The sequence below is a fragment of the Nocardia canadensis genome (genome assembly GCF_032656385.1).
Lineage (GTDB): Bacteria > Actinomycetota > Actinomycetes > Mycobacteriales > Mycobacteriaceae > Nocardia > Nocardia canadensis.
In genome coordinates, this window is the sequence record NZ_JAVCWB010000010.1 from 441353 (window position 1) to 459256 (window position 17904).

The window sequence follows — 17904 nt, forward strand, 5'->3', positions numbered from 1 at the left end:
ACAATCACGATTTCGAGCGAACATTGCAAACCCGGCGAGTTAGGATCTCCGGCGTGCGGAAGATGTACGCGGGGGCCAGGCTACGACGGCTGCGTGAAGAACGACGGATGACTCAGGCGGCGCTCGCGAAATCGCTGGATCTCTCGCCCAGTTATCTCAACCAGCTCGAACGCGACCAGCGCCCGCTCACCATTCCCGTTCTGCTGAAACTGAACTCGACCTTCGATCTGGATGTGCAGTTCTTCGCCGCCGACTCCGACGCGCGGCTGGTCTCGGATCTACACGAAGTGCTCGTGGAAGCCGCGGGCGGTGGCGACACCGCGCCGATCACCGAGGTCGAGGAACTCGCGACCCGGCTGCCGGAGGTGGCCCGCATCGTCATCGCCATGCACCGGCGCCTGCGCGCGGCCACCGATCAGCTCGACCTGCTGTCCTCGCGGGTGGACACGCCCAGCGGCGCGCCGGGCACACCCATGCCCTACGAGGACGTACGCGACTTCTTCTACGACCACCGCAACCACATCTCCACCCTCGACCACGCCGCCGAGCAGCTGTTCGAGGAGTCGGGGCTGAGCATCGGTTCGCTGGATCGGCAGCTGGCCAGGATCGCGGAGGAACGCGCGGGTGTCACCGTGCTGGTCCGCGGCGACGGCGCCGACCCGACCATTCCCAAGCGCCACTACGATCCCGACACCCGCACGCTCACCCTGGCGCGGCGGCTACGCCCCGGACAGCGCGCCTTCCAGATCGCCACCACCCTGGGCCTGCTGCTCTACGGGCGCGAGATCGACAACGTCCTCGCCGAATCACGGGCACTCACCGGTGAGTCCCGCACCCTGGCCAGGGTCGGGCTGGCCAACTACTTCGCGGGCGCGCTGATCCTGCCCTACGGCCGGTTCCTGCGGTCGGCGGAGGAACTGCGCTACGACGTCGACCTGCTCGCGCTGCGGTTCGAGGTCGGCTTCGAGACGGTGTGCCACCGGCTGAGCACCCTGCAGCGACAGGGCCAGCGCGGGGTGCCGTTCTTCCTGGTACGCACCGACCGGGCGGGCAACATCTCGAAACGGCAGTCCGCCACCGCGTTCCATTTCTCCCGGGTCGGCGGCAGCTGCCCGCTGTGGGTCACCCACGAGGCGTTCGCGCACCCGGGCCGCATCCTCACCCAGATCTCGGAGATGCCCGACGGGCGCCGCTACCTGTGGATCGCCCGGACCACCCCGGCATCCGCGCAGGGCTACGGCACCGCGGCGAAGAACTTCGTCATCGGGCTCGGCTGCGATATCGAATACGCCGACCGGCTGGTCTACTCCCAGGGCCTGCAACTGGACGACCCGCAGGTGGCGGTGCCGATCGGGGCGGGCTGCAAGGTGTGCGAGCGGCCCGCGTGCCCGCAGCGCGCGTTCCCGCAGATCGGGCGGCCGCTCGCGGTGGCCGAGCACACCAGCACCGATCTGCCGTATCCGCGCCTGCCGCGCTGAGCGTCAGGACTTCGCGAGGTATTCGATGCGTTCGCCGTCGACGGCGGCGTCCATCATCCCCGCCAGCCCGGGATGCTTCACCAGGCCGGGGTCGTCGGCGACGACCTGCCTGGCCAGCTCCTGGGCGGCGGTGATCACCTCTAGATCGTCGAGCAGCGACAGCAGCCGCAGCGACCGGGCGGTGCCGGACTGCGCCGCGCCGAGCACATCGCCCTCGCGGCGCTGGCGCAGGTCGAGCACCGAGAGTTCGAAGCCGTCGGTGGTCGCGGCCACCGCCTCCAGCCGGGCCATCGCGGTGCCGCCGGGCGCGGCATCGGTGATCAGCAGACACAGGCCGGGATGCTTGCCACGGCCGATCCGGCCGCGCAGCTGGTGCAGCTGACTCACGCCGAACCGGTCGGCGTCGACGATCACCATCACCGTCGCGTTCGGCACGTCGACACCGACCTCGACGACCGTGGTGCACACCAGGACATCGATGGCGCCGTCGTTGAACTGACGCATCACCTGGTCCTTCTCGTCCGACGGCAGGCGGCCGTGCAGCAGCCCGACCCGCACGCCGGACAGCGCGCCCGCGCTCAGCGTCTCGTACATCTCGACCGCGGCCTGGGTGGTCGGGCCCTCCTTCTCCTCCGCGGATTTCTTGCCCTTGGCGGGCGGGGCGTCGGGGTCCTCGCCGATGCGCGAGCACACCACATACGCCTGTCTGCCCGCGCCGACCTCTTCGAGAATGCGCTCCCAGGCGCGGTCCACCCAGCCCGGATGCAGCTTGCGCGGCACCACCTTCGACACGATCGGTGAACGGCCCCTGGGCAATTGGGTGAGGGTGGAGGTCTCCAGATCACCGAGTGTGGTCATCGCGATGGTGCGCGGAATCGGCGTGGCGGTCATGACCAGCAGGTGCGGGCTGATGCCGTCCTTGGCCTTGGCGCGCAGGGCATCGCGCTGTTCGACGCCGAAGCGGTGCTGTTCGTCGACGACCACCAGGCCGAGGTCGAAGAACTCCACCGCGTCCTGGATCAGCGCGTGCGTGCCGATGACCAAGCCGGCTTCACCGGTCATCGCGTCCAGCAGCGCCGCCTTCTTCGCCGCTACCGACATCGAGCCGGTGAGCAGCACCACCTTCGTGGATTGTTCGGCCGCGCCGAGTTCCCCGGCGGTGCCGAGATCACCGAGCATCGCCCGCAGCGACCGGTAGTGCTGGGCGGCGAGCACTTCCGTCGGCGCGAGCAGCGCGCACTGGCGGCCCGCGTCGACCGCCTGCAGCATCGCGTGCAGGGCGACGATGGTCTTGCCCGAGCCCACCTCGCCCTGCAACAGGCGGTGCATCGGGCGGGTGCGCGACAGGTCGGCGGAGATCTCGTCGATCACCTGCTGCTGGCCCTCGGTCAGCTCGAACGGCAGCCGCTCGTCGAAGGCGGCGGCGATGCCGTCGGTGCGCGGCGGGCACGCCGGGGCGGTGCGGCCCTCGACCTCGTGCCTGCGCTCGGCCAGCACCAGCTGCAGGGCCAGCGCCTCGTCGAAACGCAGCCGGTCCCTGGCCTTCTCGATATCGAGCTTGTGTTCGGGCAGGTGGATCAGGCGCAGCGCGTCGGAGACCTCGAGCAGGTGGCGTTCCTCGCGCAGGTCGGCGGGCAGCGGGTCCTCGATCGGGTCGAGCTGGTCGAGCACCTGGCGAATGCAGGCCAGCAGATCCCAGCTCTGCACCTTCGCCGTCGCCGGGTACACCGGCACGAACTCGCGCTCGAAGAACGACGCGTCCACTCCCCCAGCGCCTTTCGCGCTCTGCGCCAGTCCGCGCAGCGCGCCGCTGCCGCGTACGGAGGTCAGCTCCTCGACACCGGCCTCGGCCTTGTCGGGCAGGATCAGATAGTCCGGGTGCGAGAGGTTCCAGCGGTCGGGGCGCCACCAGTGCACGGTGCCCGACATCATCGCTCGCACCCCCTCTTTCACCAGGTAGCGCACCTTGTCACCGTTGAAGAAGGTGGCCTCGATCGGGCGGGTGGCGCCGGTGTCGAGCTGCACCTTGAGCAGCGAGCCGCGCCGGTTCTTCATCGGGCGCAGTTCGGTTTTGGTGATCCGGCCGATGACGGTGATGTGCGCGCTCTCCTCCGGTTCCTCCTCGGTGAGCGGCTGTCCCTGGGTGGCGTAGCGGACGGGATAGTGACGCAACAGGTCCTCGACCGTGGTCATGTCGAACGCCTCGGTCAGCCGGTCGGCCGCCTTCACCCCGAGCACGTGGTCGAGCCGGTCACTCAACGTCGCCATCACTCGACCCCTATCTGCACCAGATCCGCTTGCTGCCCACCGGAATACACCACGACCTCGACACCGGGGAAACCGGCTGTCACGTGCTCGGCCAGGACCGCGCCCAGTTCGGGGCCCGCGTCGGCGCCCATCAGCAGTGTCACCAATTCGCCACCGAGACCGAGCATCCGGTCCAGCAGGATACGACCGGCGCCGACCACGTCGGGGTCGATGACCACCACGTCGTGGCCGACCAGGCCGAGTCCGTCACCGGGCGAGCACATGCCGACCATGGTCAGCGCGCGTACCCGGGCCGGGCGCAGCGCGCCCCAGCGGGTGGTCGCGGCCGCCTCCGACATCGCGAACGCGTCGTCCACGGCGATCCGGCCGCGATCGTGGACCGCGAGCGCGGCCAGGCCCTGCACCATCGACGCGCTCGGCAGCAGCAGGACGTCACGTGACCCGTCACGGGCGGCGACACCGGCGGCCACGAGTTCCTGCGCGGGCAGCGCGCCGTTGGGCAGGACGAGGACTTCCCGGTTCGGCATCGCGCGGATCGCGGTGAGCAGGGCGGTCGTGTCGAGCTGGCGGTCACCGCGCAGCACCACCGCGCCCGCGTCCTCGAACAGGCGGGCGGCCGCGGCGCCGGAGGCCACCGCCAGGATGCCCCGGTCGGCGGGCACCGGGGGGCCGGCGCGGTGCCGACCGTCGCCGTTGGTCGCCGGCGCGCCATCGCGGGCGGCGTCGAGCGCGACGTGTTCGGCGTGTCCGCCGTGGGGCGCGGTCACCGCGAAGCTCTCGATGCGGATGCCGGTCACGGTGCCGATCGCCAGTCCGGCTTCGATCGCCGCGCCCGCGTCGCGGCAGTGCACATGCGCCGACCAGGTGCTGTCCCCGTCGCCGACCACGACGACCGAGTCACCGAGCACGGCGAGCCGGTCGCGCAATCCCGACGCGGCGGCCTCGTCCGTGTCGGCGATCACGTACATGACCTCGAAGTGGGGATCTGAGAAGTCGCGGTGGTCGTCCCAGGAGTCGGCGGGGCGCGTCGGCTCCGAATCGGCGGTTCGGGGAGGCGCCTGCCCGGACGGATGCTCTCGGCCGTCGACGGGTCGGCGGGCGTCGGATCGGCCGCCATCGGCTCGGCTATCGGTGGATCGGATATCGGCGGATTGGCCGCCGCCGGATCGGCCGCCATCAGATCGGTTGGCGTCGGGCCGGTTGGCGCCGGATCGGCTGTCGGCGGGCGGGCCGTCGTCGACGCCAGGCCACCGCCGGGTCGCGCTCTGCCCATCGGCCCGCAAGTAGCTGTCCCTGGCCGGGGCTTGCCCGCAGATCCGTCGCACCAGGCAATCGAGCAACACCAGCAGTCCCCTGGCACCGGCATCGACGACGCCCGCCGCCCGCAGGACGCCCAGCTGCGCCGGCGTCTCGTTGAGCGCACGCGCGGCGCCCTCGGCTGCCGACTGCGCGACGGAGATCAGCGAGACTTCCGCCGAGGCGTCGGCCGCGACGGCGGCCCGGTCGAGCACCGTCAGAATCGTGCCCTCGACCGGAGCGCTGAGTCCGGTGCGCACGAGCACCGCGGCCCGCCGCAGGGCCGTCCGCAACCGTTCCCCGGTCAGCGGACCCCCGACCACCGCCTCGGCGATCCCACGCAACACCTGCGACAGAATGATCCCCGAGTTCCCCCGCGCACCTGTGGTCGCTCCGCGCGCGAGCGCCTGCGCGACGAGATGGGCCGAAGGGCCGCCGCCGGTCTCCGTAGCTCCCGTGCCCATGCCGACGTCCATGCCGACCGCGCTGTCGACCGCGCCGAGTCCGACGCCCTCGGCACCCGCCCCGGCGCCGTCCGGCGCCGACGCGACACCCGCACCGGGGTCCATACCCCCAATGCCGCCTGCGCCAGGGTCCACCCCCGCGATAGCGCCCGCGCCAGGATCGACACCCGCGACACCACCCGCACCGGGCTCCACACCCGCGAGGCCGACTCGATCGGCGGCGAGACCAGCACGTGTCGCGTCCGGAATCGCGCCCGCGCCAGGGTCGACACCCGCGACATCGCCCGCACGGGGGTCCGCTCCCGCGAGGCCGACTCGATCGGCGGTGAGACCGGCAGGTGTCGCGTCCGGAATCGCGCGTTCGGCGGCGGCGACGGCGGCACGCATCGTGGCGAGCAGATTGGTTCCGGTGTCGGAGTCGGCGATGGGGAACACATTGAGCGCGTCGATCTCGGCGCGGCGGAGTTCCAGATCGGTGCGGCAGGCCCTGGCCCAGTCCAGCAGCTCGGCGCCGTCCAGCGCCTCCCGCACGTGCGACACCGTCACCTCGCTCACCGTTGGCGGCGCCCGCCCGCCGGGCACCGCACGCCAGGTTAGCGCCAGCGACCGACAGGGGTATGCTGACCGCGGACGGGCCCGTCATCCGGGCCGTGCCCGGCGTGTCGACCGGGACACCCGGTTTGGAAGTTCACGGCCCGGCCAGCTACCCTTGCAGGGTTGCCTCGTGCGGCCGATCCCGGTCTGCGCTGGCCGACGCGAGTCGGCAAGGCATTTGACGACATCAGTTTCCGGTTCAGCGGGCATACGTGCGCCGCTGTCCGCTTATGACATGAAGGAGCTCGCGACATGGCTGCCGTTTGCGACGTCTGCGCCAAGGGCCCCGGTTTCGGGAAGTCGGTCTCGCACTCGCACCGGCGCACCAACCGTCGCTGGAACCCGAACATCCAGACCGTGCGTGCGCAGGTTGCCCCTGGCAACACCCGCCGGATGAACGTGTGCACCTCCTGCCTGAAGGCGGGCAAGGTCGTCCGCGGCTGATTCTCAGCCCGTACATTCTGCCGACAACGCCCCGGCGCCCCTCGTGGGTGATCCGGGGCTTTGTCGTCGGTGGGGGTCGACGTGACTGACTGGCGCCTCGCGTCGCTGACCGCCGAGCGGGTCACCGCGCTCGCCGCCTGTCATATCGCGAGCTGGCGCGAGGCCTACGACGCCCTGGTGCCGGGCCATGTACTGTCCGGGTTCGATCTCGAACGCTCCGCGCTCACCTGGGAGCGCCGCCGCACCGACGGAACACACCGCCTGCCGATCGCGCTGTCCGGCGACCGGCTGATCGGCTTCGCCTCGGCGACCGAATTCGAACTGGAAGCGCTGTATGTCCGCGCCGCCTGGCACGGCACCGGCGTCGCCGACGCGCTGATCGAAGCCGCCGCTCCCGGCTCACCGTGCACACTGTGGGTCTTCGGCGACTATCCGCGTGCCCACGCCTTCTATCGCAGGCACGGCTTCGCCGACACCGGAGTGCGCCGGGTCGACCCCTTCACCCTGCTGCCCGAACAGTGGTGGCGACGCGGCTCTCGCTAGGGTGACGCCATGAGTACCACCGAACCGGTCACCGCCGTCACTGTCGTCGACGGCGTCCTGCAGCTGCCGATCGCCACCGCCGCCGCGGGCACTTCGATGAATTTCGACCTGATCAACGCGGGCACCGAGGCCCTGCGCGCGCTCGATCCCGAGGTCGGCGCCGTGCTGCTGACCGGCACCGGCGCCAACTTCTGCGCGGGCGGCAACGTCCACCACTTCGCCGGCGCCGAGGACCGTGGCGCCTACCTGCACCAGCTCGCCTCCGAACTGCACGACTTCGTGCGCGCGCTGGCCGCGACGCCGGTTCCGGTCGTGGCCTCGGTGCACGGCTGGGCCGCAGGCGCCGGCATGAGCCTGGTGTGCGCCGCCGACATCGCGATCGGTGGCCCCTCGACCAAGCTGCGCCCCGCCTACCCGGGCATCGGCCTGAGCCCTGACGGCGGCATGTCCTGGCTGCTGCCCCGCATCGTCGGCACGAGCCGGGCCGCCGAGATCCTGCTCACCGACGCCGTCCTCGGCGCCGACGAGGCCGTGCGCCTGGGCATTCTGAGCCGCACCGTCGCCGACGACGAGGTCCGCGCCGAGGCACTGCGCGTGGCCCAGAGTTTCGTCACCGGTCCCCGCGCCACCTACGCGGCCATGAAAAAGCTGCTGGCCCAGTCGCCGACGGCGACACTGGACCAGCAGCTCGATGCCGAACGCGACAGCATCTCCGCCGCCGCGAACAGCAGCACCGGCACCGAAGGCGTCGACGCCTTCGTCGCCAAGCGCAAGCCGAACTACCTGGGCCTCACCTGATCATCGAAGGTTTCGGCCGCCTCGCCGCCGAGGGGCGGGACGTAACGCCGAAGGCGCAGTCTCGCCCCTCGGCGGCGAGGTCACGAGGCCGAAACCCCGCGGCGCCAGCCGCCTACTAGCACTGTGCGCCGAGGGCGCTGAAGGTGTTCTGCAGCAGGCAGGTCACCTTCGCGTTCACGCCCGAGGAGATGGTGGAGGTGCCGGTGGAGGTCCATTCCTCACCGATCTGGGTGGTGGCCACCGGCGCGGCCTCCTCGTTGTAGGGCTCGAGTGCCAGGCCCGCCGCGTTGGCCGAGGCGGCGCCCGCGGTCAGGGCGGCGGCGACGGCGGCGGTCGCGACGGCGGCGCGAACGGTCGTGATGTGCATCGGGTTGTGCTCCTTCATCATTTTCTTCTGGTGCGGGCGACGCCCCGGGTCAGGGCAGCCGCCAGTCGACGGGTTCGGCTCCGAGTTCGTCGAGCAGTTCGTTGACCCGGGAGAAGGGCCGCGAACCGAAGAATCCGCGCGAGGCCGACAAGGGTGAGGGGTGGGCCGATTCGATGTAGGGGATCTCGGCCTCGGTCAGCGTCGGCTTGAGCGAGCCCGCGTCGCGTCCCCACAGCACGGCGACCAGCGGCTCGTCGCGGGCGACCAGCGCCCGGATGGCCTGCTCGGTGACCGCTTCCCAGCCCTTGCCGCGATGCGAGGCGGGCGTGCCGGGCGTCACGGTGAGCACCCGGTTCAGCAGCAGCACACCCTGATCCGACCACGGGCTCAGGTCACCGCAGCTGGGCGTATCGAAGCCGAGGTCCTTGGTGTACTCGGCGAAGATGTTGGACAGGCTGCGCGGCACCGGCGAGACCTCAGGGGCGACAGAGAAACTCAGACCCATCGCGTGGCCCGGCGTCGGGTAGGGATCCTGGCCGACGATCAGCACGCGCACGGCGTCGAACGGACGGCGGAACGCGCGTAGCACGTTCTCCCCGGCGGGCAGATAGCCCCGGCCCGCGGCGTTCTCGGCACGCAGGAATTCGCCCATCTCGCTGATCCGGTCGGCCACCGGCTCCAGTGCCCGGGCCCAGCCCGGATCGATGATCTCCGACAGTGGTTTGGCACCCATGACCGCACAACCTATCGGTTCCGGCCGCCGGGCGTGGCGTCCGCCCCACGGAACGATTCCCAGCCGGTGCCGCCGGTCGGCGCGGCACCGTCCACGGTGACGCCGCTGCCTGCGGTGACGACGCCGATCGGCCGCCAGCCCGGCGGCAACGCGGTGCCCGCGGGCCAGGTGCCCGCGAAGGCGTGATCCTCGCCGCCGGCCAGAATCCATTGCGCCGCATCGACATCGAGCAGTACGGCGAGCGCGGCCAGGTCGGGGTCGGCCAGCGCCGCGCTGTGCATGTCGATCGCCACGCCCGAGGCAGTCGCGAGATGGCCGAGGTCGGCGAGCAACCCGTCGGAGACGTCGGTGAGCGCGGTCGGCGTCGCACCACCGGCGACATCGAGCACCGCGGCGTAGGGCGGTTGCGGAACCCGATGCGTCGCAAGGGCGTGCGCGAAAGCCGGGTCGGAAGTGTCGGCGTCGCCGGACAATACGGCCAGTCCGGCGCCGGACCAGCCGAGTTCGCCCGCCACCGCGACGATGTCACCGACGGTCGCGCCCGAGCGGGTCAGCGCCGCCCGGCCGCCCAGGTCACCGAACGCGGTCACCGAGACGACCAGCTGGTCACTGCGCACCAGGTCGCCGCCCGCGATGGACCCGCCCGCGCGGCTCGCCTCGGCCCACATGCCGTCGGCGATGCCGGTCACCACCGGCACCGGGGTGTCGGCCGGGCAGCCGAGCGCGACGACGAAGGCCGTCGGGCGCGCGCCCATGGCGACGATGTCGGCGGCGTTCTGCGCGATGGCCTTGCGACCGATGTCCTGCGGCGCCGACCAGTCGCGGCGGAAGTGCCTGCCCTCGACCAGCATGTCGGTACTCACCACGAACCGCCCGTCGGGCGCGGCGACCAGCGCGGCGTCGTCACCGGGGCCGAGCAGCACCTGCGGTCCCTGCTCCCGGTTCGCGGTGATCCGGTCGATCAGGGCGAACTCGCCCAGCTCACGCACCGTCTGCGGACGGCTGTCCTCGCTGATGACCGGCCCCTTCCCAGTGTGCTGCTGACCGACGAAATCGCCCCGACGGTACCCTTTCGGAGGCGATCGGACACAACGGAAAGGACCGGACGGTTATGGCGGCGGATTCGTCGGACCCGACAGCGGCGGACGACCGGGACGGCAAGTCTTCGGGCGCGGACGCCCCCGACACCGCGGCTGCGGCGACGACCGACCCGTCCGCGACCGGCTCGGCTGCCGCGTCGACGACGGACGAGCCCGCTGGGCCGACCGATCCGAACTCGGCCGACAGCGGCACGACGCCGGCCTCCGCCGCCGAACCCGATGCCGACGCGTCGACCCCCTACTCCCCCGCGCTGATCGCCACCGCGGTCGCCCTGCCGGTCATCCTGATCGTCGGCGTCCTCGTCGCGGCCTTCATCGCCCTGCGCGCCCCCGTCGAACGTGAGCCCCTCGCCCTCGGCCCGGTCCCGGCCCCGGCGGCCGACGGCCCGGCCTGCCAGGCCCTGCTGCCCGCCCTGCCCGCCGACCTCGGCGACTACACCAAGTCGACTCTGGTCGAGCCGGCGCCGCCCGCGACCCGCGCCTGGCAGCACCCCGACGGCGGCGAGCCGATCGTGCTGCGCTGCGGTCTGGATCGGCCGCTCGAATTCAACCGCGCGTCCCCGCTGACGGTGGTCGACGGTGTGAAGTGGTTCCAGGTCCGCGACGAGGTCGGCAAGGTCGGCACCTGGTTCGCCGTCGACCGCGAGACCTACATCGCCCTGACCGTCCCCGACGGATCGGGCGCGGGCTCCATCCAGACGGTATCCGAGGTCATCACCGCGAATCTGCCCGCCCGCGAACCCACCCCGGGCGAGCTCTAGTTCGGAGCCTCGATACTCCGAGACGCGACCACCACGTTTTCGGCCGCCTCGCCGCCGAGGGGCGAGACGAAACGCCGAAGGCGCAGTATCGTCCCTCGGCGGCGAGGTCACGAGGCCGAAAACCCGCGGCACCAGCCGCCGAAAACTCAGCGCAGGCCGGTGCCGCGCGCCACGGCGGTGTCGATCAGGGTCGAGACGAGCGCCGGGTAGTCGACACCGGTCGCCTCCCACATCCGCGGGTACTGCGAGATCGGGGTGAAGCCGGGCATGGTGTTGATCTCGTTGATCACCGGGCCGTCGGCGGTGACGAAGAAGTCGACCCGGGCCAGGCCCTGGCAGTCCAGCGCGCGGAAGGCACGCACCGACAGCTCGCGGATCTGGTCGGCGACCGCGTCGTCGAGCTTGGCGGGGACGTCGAATTCGCAGACGTCGTCGAGGTATTTGGTGGCGAAGTCGTAGAACTCCGGGGCCGCGGCGTCGGCGTCGGGCATCCGGATCTCGGAGACGACGCTGGCCCGCACCTGCCCGTCGGCGAATTCCAGCACGCCGCACTCGACTTCGCGGCCGACGATGCCCGCTTCGACGATCACCTTCGGATCGTGTTCACGCGCGGCCGCGACCGCGGCGTCCAGATCGGCCCAGTCGGTGATCTTGGTGATGCCGATCGACGATCCGCCGCGAGCCGGCTTCACGAACGCGGGCAGGCCGAGGCGCGCGCGCTCGTCCTCGGTCAGCGTCGCCGTGCCGGGCCGCAACACCACCTGCACGCCGACGGGCAGACCCTCGGCGGCCAGCAATTTCTTGGTGAACTCCTTGTCCATGCCCGCGGCACTGGCCAGCACGCCCGCCCCCACATAGGGGACGCCGGCTAACTCGAGCATGCCCTGGAGCGTGCCGTCCTCGCCGAACGGACCGTGCAGGATCGGGAACACCACATCGACGCCGCCCAGGGCGGCGGTGGGATCGTCGAGCGCGACCAGCGCGCCGCCCCGGCCCGGATCGGCGGCCAGGGTGAGCGCGGTGCCCGCCGCGTCGACCGCGGGCAGCGCGTCATGGCTGAGTTCGAGCGCGCCGAGGCCCTCGGCCAGCACCCAGCTGCCGGTGGTGGTGATGCCGATCGGCACCGCCTCGTAGCGCTCGGGATCGAGGTTGCGCAGCACACTGCTCGCCGACACACACGAGACGGCGTGCTCGCTGCTGCGCCCGCCGAAAACCACGGCCACCCTGATCCGATTCGTCATGAACGTCACCGTAACCGGTCGGCCGACCTGCGGCGCTATCGACCTACTCGGGCTTGATCCGCCTGCCGAGCAAACTGTCGACGGCCTCGCTGACCGAAAGACCCTCGTGACACACCCGGTGCACCGCGTCGGTCAGCGGCATCTCCACGTCGTGGGCGGCGGCCAGGGCCCGCACCGATGTGCACGACTTCACACCTTCGGCCACCTGCCCATTGGTCGCGTCCTGCGCGACCTGCATCGACCCGCCCGCGCCGAGGACATACCCGAAGGACCGGTTCCGCGACAGCGGCGAGGTACAGGTCGCCACCAGGTCGCCGACGCCGGCGAGCCCGGCCAGGGTGACCGGCTGCGCGCCGAGCGCGACTCCGAGCCGGATCACCTCGGCCAGTCCGCGGGTGATCAGGCTGGCGACGGTATTGTCGCCCAGTCCCATCCCGGAAGCGATGCCGCAGGCCAGCGCGATGACGTTCTTACACGCGCCGCCGATCTCGCAGCCGATCACATCGGTGTTGGTGTACGGCCGGAAATAGCCCGTGGCGCAGGCCCGCTGCGCGACGCCGGCCCGCTCGCTGTCCGAACACGCGATCACGGTGGCCGCGGGCTGCCGTTCGACGATCTCCCCCGCGAGATTCGGGCCCGACAGCACCGCGATGCGTCCCGGCTCGGCACCGGTGACCTCGGCGATGACCTGACTCATCCGCAGCAACGTGCCGGTCTCGATGCCCTTGGCCAGGCTCAGCAGCGTGGCGTCGGCGTCGATATCGCCCTTCCACTGCTCCAGATTCGCGCGCAGCGACTGCGACGGGACCGCGAGCACGACCAGGTCGGCGCCGGCGAGCGCGGCCCGGTGATCATCGGTGGCGTGTACCGGCGGCAACTGCACGCCGGGCAGGTAGATCGGATTGCGGTGCTCCGTGTCGAGCGCCTGCGCCACCTCGCTCCGTCTGGCCCAGATCGTGACCTCGGTCCCCGCCTCAGCCAACACCTTCGCGAACGCGGTGCCCCACGACCCCGCACCCATAACCGCCGCCCTCGTCATCAGCTCAATATGCCATGTAAGGATTGATGTCATGCGTCCGCACACCGTGCACGCCGTGATGGCGGTCAAGCACATCGATCGGGCCAAGAGCAGGCTGGCCGACGTGCTGACTCCCGAGCAGCGCGGTCAGCTCGTGTTGGCCATGTTCGCCGACACCGTCGTGGCCGCGATCGCGGTGCCCGAGGTGTTGTCGCTGACGGTGGTCACCCCCGATCCGCTCGTCGCGACCCGGGCCCGCGCGCTCGGCGCGCACGTCCTCGACGAACCGGTGGGCGCCCCCGATCCGCTCAACGCCGCGCTGTCGGCGGGCGCGGCCGAGGTGCGCGACCGGCACGGCCCGGCCCATCTGCTGGCCTTGCAGGCCGACCTGCCCGCCCTGCGCCCGGCCGAGTTGGCCGACCTGCTCACCGTCGCTCCCGACGGCGTCCGCTCGGTGGTGATCGACCACACCGGCACCGGCACCGCGGCATTACTGGTCCGCGACACGACCGCCGCGCTGGCTCCGCGCTTCGGCGTCGACTCCGCGCGCGCGCACCGCGCGGACGGCGCGCACGCACTCGGCGGGCACTGGCCCGGTCTTCGTTGCGACGTCGACACCCCCGCCGACCTGGCGACCGTCCACCGGCTCGGGGTCGGTGCGCACACCGCGCACACCCTCGCCGAATTCGGGCTGTCCTGTCACCTGGGTGATCCGGTTCGCACCGTGTGCTAGCCGATCGCCGCCACTGGTCAGGGTCGGGCGAACGCGGCAACGTCATACTGCGGACTGCCCGGTTCGTAGGGGATGATTGACAGCGTGAGCGATACGGAAACCATCAAGCAACAGCCTCCGATTTCCCCGCCACCTGCGGCCGCCACTGCCTCGGGCGGTGACCCGTCGACGCAGCGATTGCCCAGGGATCGCTACCTCAACCGGGAACTGAGCTGGCTCGACTTCAACGCCCGCGTCCTCGCGCTCGCCGAGGACGCCTCGCTGCCGCTGCTCGAACGCGCCAAGTTCCTGGCGATCTTCGCCTCGAATCTCGACGAGTTCTACATGGTCCGCGTCGCCGGCCTGAAACGCCGTGCCGAGACCGGGCTGTCCGTGCGCTCCGCCGACGGCCGCTCCCCGTCGGAGCAACTGGAGATGATCGCCGCCCGCGCCCAGGAACTCGCCGAGCGCCACGCGCACGTGTTCCTCGACGAGGTGAATCCCGCGCTGGCCGAGGAGGGCATCGACCTCATCGGCTGGGCCGATCTCGACGACGATGAACGGCAACGGCTCTCGGGGTATTTCACCGATCAGGTGTTCCCCGTGCTCACCCCGCTGGCCGTCGACCCGGCCCACCCGTTCCCCTACATCTCGGGCCTGAGCCTCAACCTCGCGGTCACGGTGAAGGACACCGGCACCGGCGGCGAGCATTTCGCCCGCGTGAAAGTGCCCGACAACGTCGACCGGTTCGTGCGCGTGCGCCGCACCAAGGCGCCCTCGGCGATCGCGGCGTTCCTGCCGATGGAAGACCTCATCGCCGCGCACCTGGATCTGCTGTTCCCCGGCCTGACCGTGGTGGAGACGCATTCGTTCCGGATCACCCGCAACGCCGATTTCGAGGTCGACGAGGACCGCGACGAGGACCTGCTGCAGGCGATGGAACGCGAACTCGCGCGGCGCCGGTTCGGGAAGCCCGTGCGGCTCGAGGTCTCCGACGACATGACCGAGCACATGCTGGAGTTGCTACTACGCGAACTCGAGGTCGACCCCGGCGACGTCATCCAGGTGCCCGGGCTGCTGGATCTGTCGTGCCTGTGGCAGGTCTACGGCGTCGACCGGCCCGATCTCAAGGACGCGCCGTATGTTCCGGCCACCCCCGCGGCCTTCGGCGAACGCGAGACCCCGCGCAACGTCTTCGCGGCACTGCGCGAGGGCGACGTGCTGGTGCACCACCCCTACGATTCGTTCTCCACCAGCGTGCAGCGCTTCATCGAGCAGGCCGCGGCCGACCCGCAGGTGCTGGCGATCAAGCAGACGCTCTACCGCACCTCCGGTGACTCCCCCATCATCAACGCGCTGATCGAGGCCGCCGAGGCGGGCAAGCAGGTCGTCGCGCTGGTCGAGATCAAGGCCCGCTTCGACGAGCAGGCCAACATCAAATGGGCACGCGCGCTGGAACAGGCGGGCGTCCACGTGGTCTACGGCCTGATCGGCCTCAAGACCCACTGCAAGACCTGCCTGGTGGTGCGCCGCGAGGGGTCCACGATCCGCCGCTACTGCCATATCGGCACGGGCAACTACAACCCGAAGACCGCGCGCCTGTACGAGGACGTCGGGTTGTTCACCGCCGCACCGGAGATCGGCGCCGATCTGACCGACCTGTTCAACTCGCTGACCGGGTACTCCCGCAAGGAGGACTACCGCAACCTGATGGTCGCCCCGCTCGGCGTGCGCGCGGGCATCATCGAACGGATCGACCGCGAGATCGAACTGGCCAGGGAGGGCTTCGACGCCCGGATCCGGCTCAAGGCCAACGCGATCGTCGACGAGCAGATCATCGACGCGCTGTACCGGGCGTCCCAGGCCGGTGTGCCGGTGCAAATCGTCGTGCGCGGCATCTGCGGCCTGCGCCCCGGCGTGCCCGGCCTGAGCGAGAACATCGAGGTGCGCTCGATCCTGGGCCGGTTCCTGGAGCACTCCAGGGTGATCGAGTTCCGCGCGCAGGAGCAGACCTGGATCGGCAGCGCCGACATGATGCACCGCAATCTCGACCGCCGCGTCGAGGTCATGGTCCAGGTGAAGGATCCACGCCTGGTCGAACAGCTGGCCGTGGTGTTCGATTCGGCGCTCGACCCGATGACCCGCTGTTGGGTCCTCGGCCCGGACGGCACCTGGCAGGCCAGCCCGACCGACGCCGACGCCGATCAGGTGCGCGACCACCAGCAGTTCCTGATGCGACTGCGTCGTCCCGATCAGCCGTGAGCGAGGGCGTACAGACCGCGATGCACGACCCCCGGGTTCGACCCAACATCCATGCCGCGGGCGCGGTCCTGTGGCGCGACGGCGCCGCAGGACCGGAGATCGCCGTGATCCACCGGCCCAAGTACGGCGACTGGTCGCTGCCCAAGGGCAAGCTCGACCCCGGCGAGACCCCGGTGATCGCCGCGGTGCGCGAAGTCGGCGAGGAGACCGGGCTGCCGTGCACCCTCGGTCGCTATCTCGGGCACGTCACCTATCCGATCCCCGGCCATCGTCAGCTCAAGCGGGTCGACTACTGGGCCGCCGAGGCGGCGGTGGGCGAGTTCGCCGTCAACGCCGAGGTCGACCAGCTGCGCTGGTACCCGCTCGACCGGGTGATGGATCAGCTGTCGTATCCGATGGACCGCCAGGTCGTCCGGATTTTCGCCCGGCTGCCCGCCCGGACGAACACGGTACTGCTGGTCCGCCATGCCAAGGCAGGCAAGCGCTCGCGTTTCGACGGACCCGACGAGTTGCGCCCGCTCGAGCCCGCCGGCGAGCAGCAGGCGAAGGCATTGACACCGAATCTGCTGGCGTTCGGCCCCTCCGAGATCCATTCGGCCGATCCGCTGCGCTGTATCCAAACCGTGACCCCGTTGGCAGAACAGTTGAACGCCGAAATCAATTGCGAGCCAATGTTTTCCGAGCAAGGTTACGATTCAGCGAAAAGCGCCGCACGGCAACGATTTCTGTCGTTGGTAACGGATCGGGGTGTGCCGGTGGTGTGCAGTCAGGGCGGGGTGATTCCGGATCTGACGCAGTGGCTCGCCGAGCAGGGCGGGCTCACCCTGCCGCCCGCGCGCAATCGCAAGGGCAGCGTCTGGGCATTGTCGTTCGTCGCGGACCGATTGGTCGCGGCCGACCATATGGACCGGTCGCTCTCAGCGGGAATCGTCACCACCTGAGTCGCCCGCACCGCCCCGAAACAGCCGAAACGGCCCCGGATTCCCGGGGCCGTTCTCGGTCCAGTGGTGGGTGATGCGGCCTACGTGCACATTCCCCGACCCGATCCCGCTGCGGCGGGATCAACGAGCACGACGGGTGGCTGTCTTCTTCGCAGCAGTCTTCTTGGCAGGAGCCTTCTTGGCGGCGGTGGTCTTGGCCGCGGTGGTCTTGGCGGCCGTGGTCTTCTTGGCCGCCGTGACCTTCTTGGCCGGAGCCTTCTTGGCCGCGGTCACTTTCTTTGCCGCCGTGGTCTTCTTGGCGGCGGTGGCCTTCTTCGCCGCCGTCGTGGTGGTCTTCTTGGCGGCGGGTGCCTTGGTGGCTGCCTTACGGGCGGTGGTCTTGGCCGGACCCTTCGACGGCGTCGCCTTCTTGGCGGCGGTCTTCTTGGCCGCCGTCTTCTTGGCTGCCGCCTTCTTCGCCGCCACCGGGGCGTTCACGCCACGCTTGACGGCAGGGCCGGACGCGGCCAGCTTCTGCTTACCCGCGATCACCGCCTTGAACTGAGCGCCCGGCCGGAAGGCAGGCACCGAAGTCGCCTTCACCTTCACGGTTTCCCCGGTACGCGGGTTGCGGGCAACCCTGGGGGCACGCTTGCGCTGTTCGAACACACCGAATCCGGTGATGGTGACGCTTTGACCTTTGTGCACGGCGCGAACGATGGTATCGACCACGTTCTCGACAGCCGCAGTTGCCGTGCGCCTGTCCGTACCCAACTTTTCGGTCAGAACGTCGATCAGTTCCGCCTTGTTCATTGAATCCTCCGCAGACTAATGGCCCGTCGTCGGACCGACTAGGTACCACGGTAAACCCAGTTTGAGCAAGAGTCTATGTGCCACGCCAAAAT

The 17904-nt window shown here is 70.4% G+C and carries 16 protein-coding genes; 8 read left to right on the forward strand and 8 right to left on the reverse strand.

The annotated features are described in order from the left end of the window. Nucleotides 1–53 precede the first annotated feature (53 nt). Entirely contained in the window at nt 54–1478 is a 1425-nt protein-coding gene (locus tag Q7X29_RS25700; protein WP_218719250.1) for a short-chain fatty acyl-CoA regulator family protein, read from the forward strand. 3 nt (nt 1479–1481) lie between these two features. Here the strand turns inward: Q7X29_RS25700 and recG are convergent, their stop codons facing one another. Together recG and Q7X29_RS25710 are read right to left on the reverse strand one after the other, a co-directional pair. Next, the gene (recG, locus tag Q7X29_RS25705; RefSeq protein WP_316575603.1) at nt 1482–3746 is read right to left on the reverse strand and encodes an ATP-dependent DNA helicase RecG; all 2265 of its coding nucleotides are present in this window, start codon (nt 3744–3746) and stop codon (nt 1482–1484) included. Then, complete coding sequence (locus tag Q7X29_RS25710) at nt 3746–6052, reverse strand: DAK2 domain-containing protein (protein WP_394358733.1); 2307 nt, start codon at nt 6050–6052, stop codon at nt 3746–3748. Before Q7X29_RS25710 ends, recG begins: the two co-directional genes overlap by 1 nt. A gap of 300 nt (nt 6053–6352) precedes the next feature. Between Q7X29_RS25710 and rpmB the strand changes: the two genes are divergently transcribed. From rpmB to Q7X29_RS25725, 3 genes are all read left to right on the forward strand, one after another. After that, complete coding sequence (rpmB, locus tag Q7X29_RS25715) at nt 6353–6544, forward strand: 50S ribosomal protein L28 (protein ID WP_011210730.1); 192 nt, start codon at nt 6353–6355, stop codon at nt 6542–6544. An 81-nt stretch (nt 6545–6625) separates the two neighbouring features. Then, entirely contained in the window at nt 6626–7087 is a 462-nt protein-coding gene (locus Q7X29_RS25720; protein ID WP_316575604.1) for a GNAT family N-acetyltransferase, read from the forward strand. Between the two features lie 9 nt (nt 7088–7096). Next, nucleotides 7097–7885, forward strand: coding sequence for an enoyl-CoA hydratase/isomerase family protein (locus Q7X29_RS25725; protein WP_316575605.1), 789 nt, complete (start codon nt 7097–7099; stop codon nt 7883–7885). 115 nt (nt 7886–8000) lie between these two features. On the opposite strand, the gene Q7X29_RS25730 is transcribed toward Q7X29_RS25725, so the two are convergent. From Q7X29_RS25730 to Q7X29_RS25740, 3 genes are read right to left on the reverse strand one after another with little or no spacing between them, the layout of a single operon-like run. Further along, complete coding sequence (locus tag Q7X29_RS25730) at nt 8001–8252, reverse strand: hypothetical protein (protein ID WP_255587987.1); 252 nt, start codon at nt 8250–8252, stop codon at nt 8001–8003. A gap of 49 nt (nt 8253–8301) precedes the next feature. Then, on the reverse strand, nt 8302–8985 hold the full coding sequence (locus Q7X29_RS25735) for a uracil-DNA glycosylase (protein WP_218719245.1): 684 nt from the start codon (nt 8983–8985) through the stop codon (nt 8302–8304). Between the two features lie 11 nt (nt 8986–8996). Then, a complete protein-coding gene (locus Q7X29_RS25740; RefSeq protein ID WP_316576340.1) occupies nt 8997–10001 on the reverse strand; it encodes a thiamine-phosphate kinase in 1005 nt (334 codons plus the stop codon). A 95-nt stretch (nt 10002–10096) separates the two neighbouring features. Here Q7X29_RS25740 and Q7X29_RS25745 point away from each other — a divergent pair, with 95 nt between their 5' ends. Beyond that, nucleotides 10097–10846 carry a DUF3515 domain-containing protein gene (locus tag Q7X29_RS25745; RefSeq protein ID WP_316575609.1) on the forward strand — a complete coding sequence of 250 codons (750 nt, stop codon included), beginning with the start codon at nt 10097–10099 and terminating at the stop codon, nt 10844–10846. 146 nt (nt 10847–10992) lie between these two features. Here Q7X29_RS25745 and Q7X29_RS25750 read toward each other — a convergent pair whose 3' ends face one another. Both Q7X29_RS25750 and Q7X29_RS25755 read right to left on the reverse strand, forming a co-directional pair. Next, nucleotides 10993–12087 carry a D-alanine--D-alanine ligase family protein gene (locus Q7X29_RS25750; protein WP_218719244.1) on the reverse strand — a complete coding sequence of 365 codons (1095 nt, stop codon included), beginning with the start codon at nt 12085–12087 and terminating at the stop codon, nt 10993–10995. A gap of 43 nt (nt 12088–12130) precedes the next feature. Then, complete coding sequence (locus Q7X29_RS25755; RefSeq protein WP_218719243.1) at nt 12131–13126, reverse strand: NAD(P)H-dependent glycerol-3-phosphate dehydrogenase; 996 nt, start codon at nt 13124–13126, stop codon at nt 12131–12133. Between the two features lie 31 nt (nt 13127–13157). Here Q7X29_RS25755 and cofC point away from each other — a divergent pair, with 31 nt between their 5' ends. The 3 genes from cofC (at nt 13158) to Q7X29_RS25770 (ending at nt 17020) form a co-directional block, all read left to right on the forward strand. Continuing rightward, nucleotides 13158–13838, forward strand: coding sequence for a 2-phospho-L-lactate guanylyltransferase (gene cofC / locus Q7X29_RS25760; protein ID WP_316575611.1), 681 nt, complete (start codon nt 13158–13160; stop codon nt 13836–13838). A 72-nt stretch (nt 13839–13910) separates the two neighbouring features. Further along, nucleotides 13911–16079: an RNA degradosome polyphosphate kinase gene (locus tag Q7X29_RS25765; protein ID WP_316575612.1), complete on the forward strand. Its 2169-nt coding sequence runs from the start codon at nt 13911–13913 to the stop codon at nt 16077–16079. 20 nt (nt 16080–16099) lie between these two features. Then, on the forward strand, nt 16100–17020 hold the full coding sequence (locus Q7X29_RS25770; protein WP_316576341.1) for an NUDIX hydrolase: 921 nt from the start codon (nt 16100–16102) through the stop codon (nt 17018–17020). A gap of 120 nt (nt 17021–17140) precedes the next feature. Here the strand turns inward: Q7X29_RS25770 and Q7X29_RS25775 are convergent, their stop codons facing one another. Next, nucleotides 17141–17812 carry an HU family DNA-binding protein gene (locus Q7X29_RS25775; RefSeq protein WP_316575613.1) on the reverse strand — a complete coding sequence of 224 codons (672 nt, stop codon included), beginning with the start codon at nt 17810–17812 and terminating at the stop codon, nt 17141–17143. Nucleotides 17813–17904: the final 92 nt, after the last annotated feature.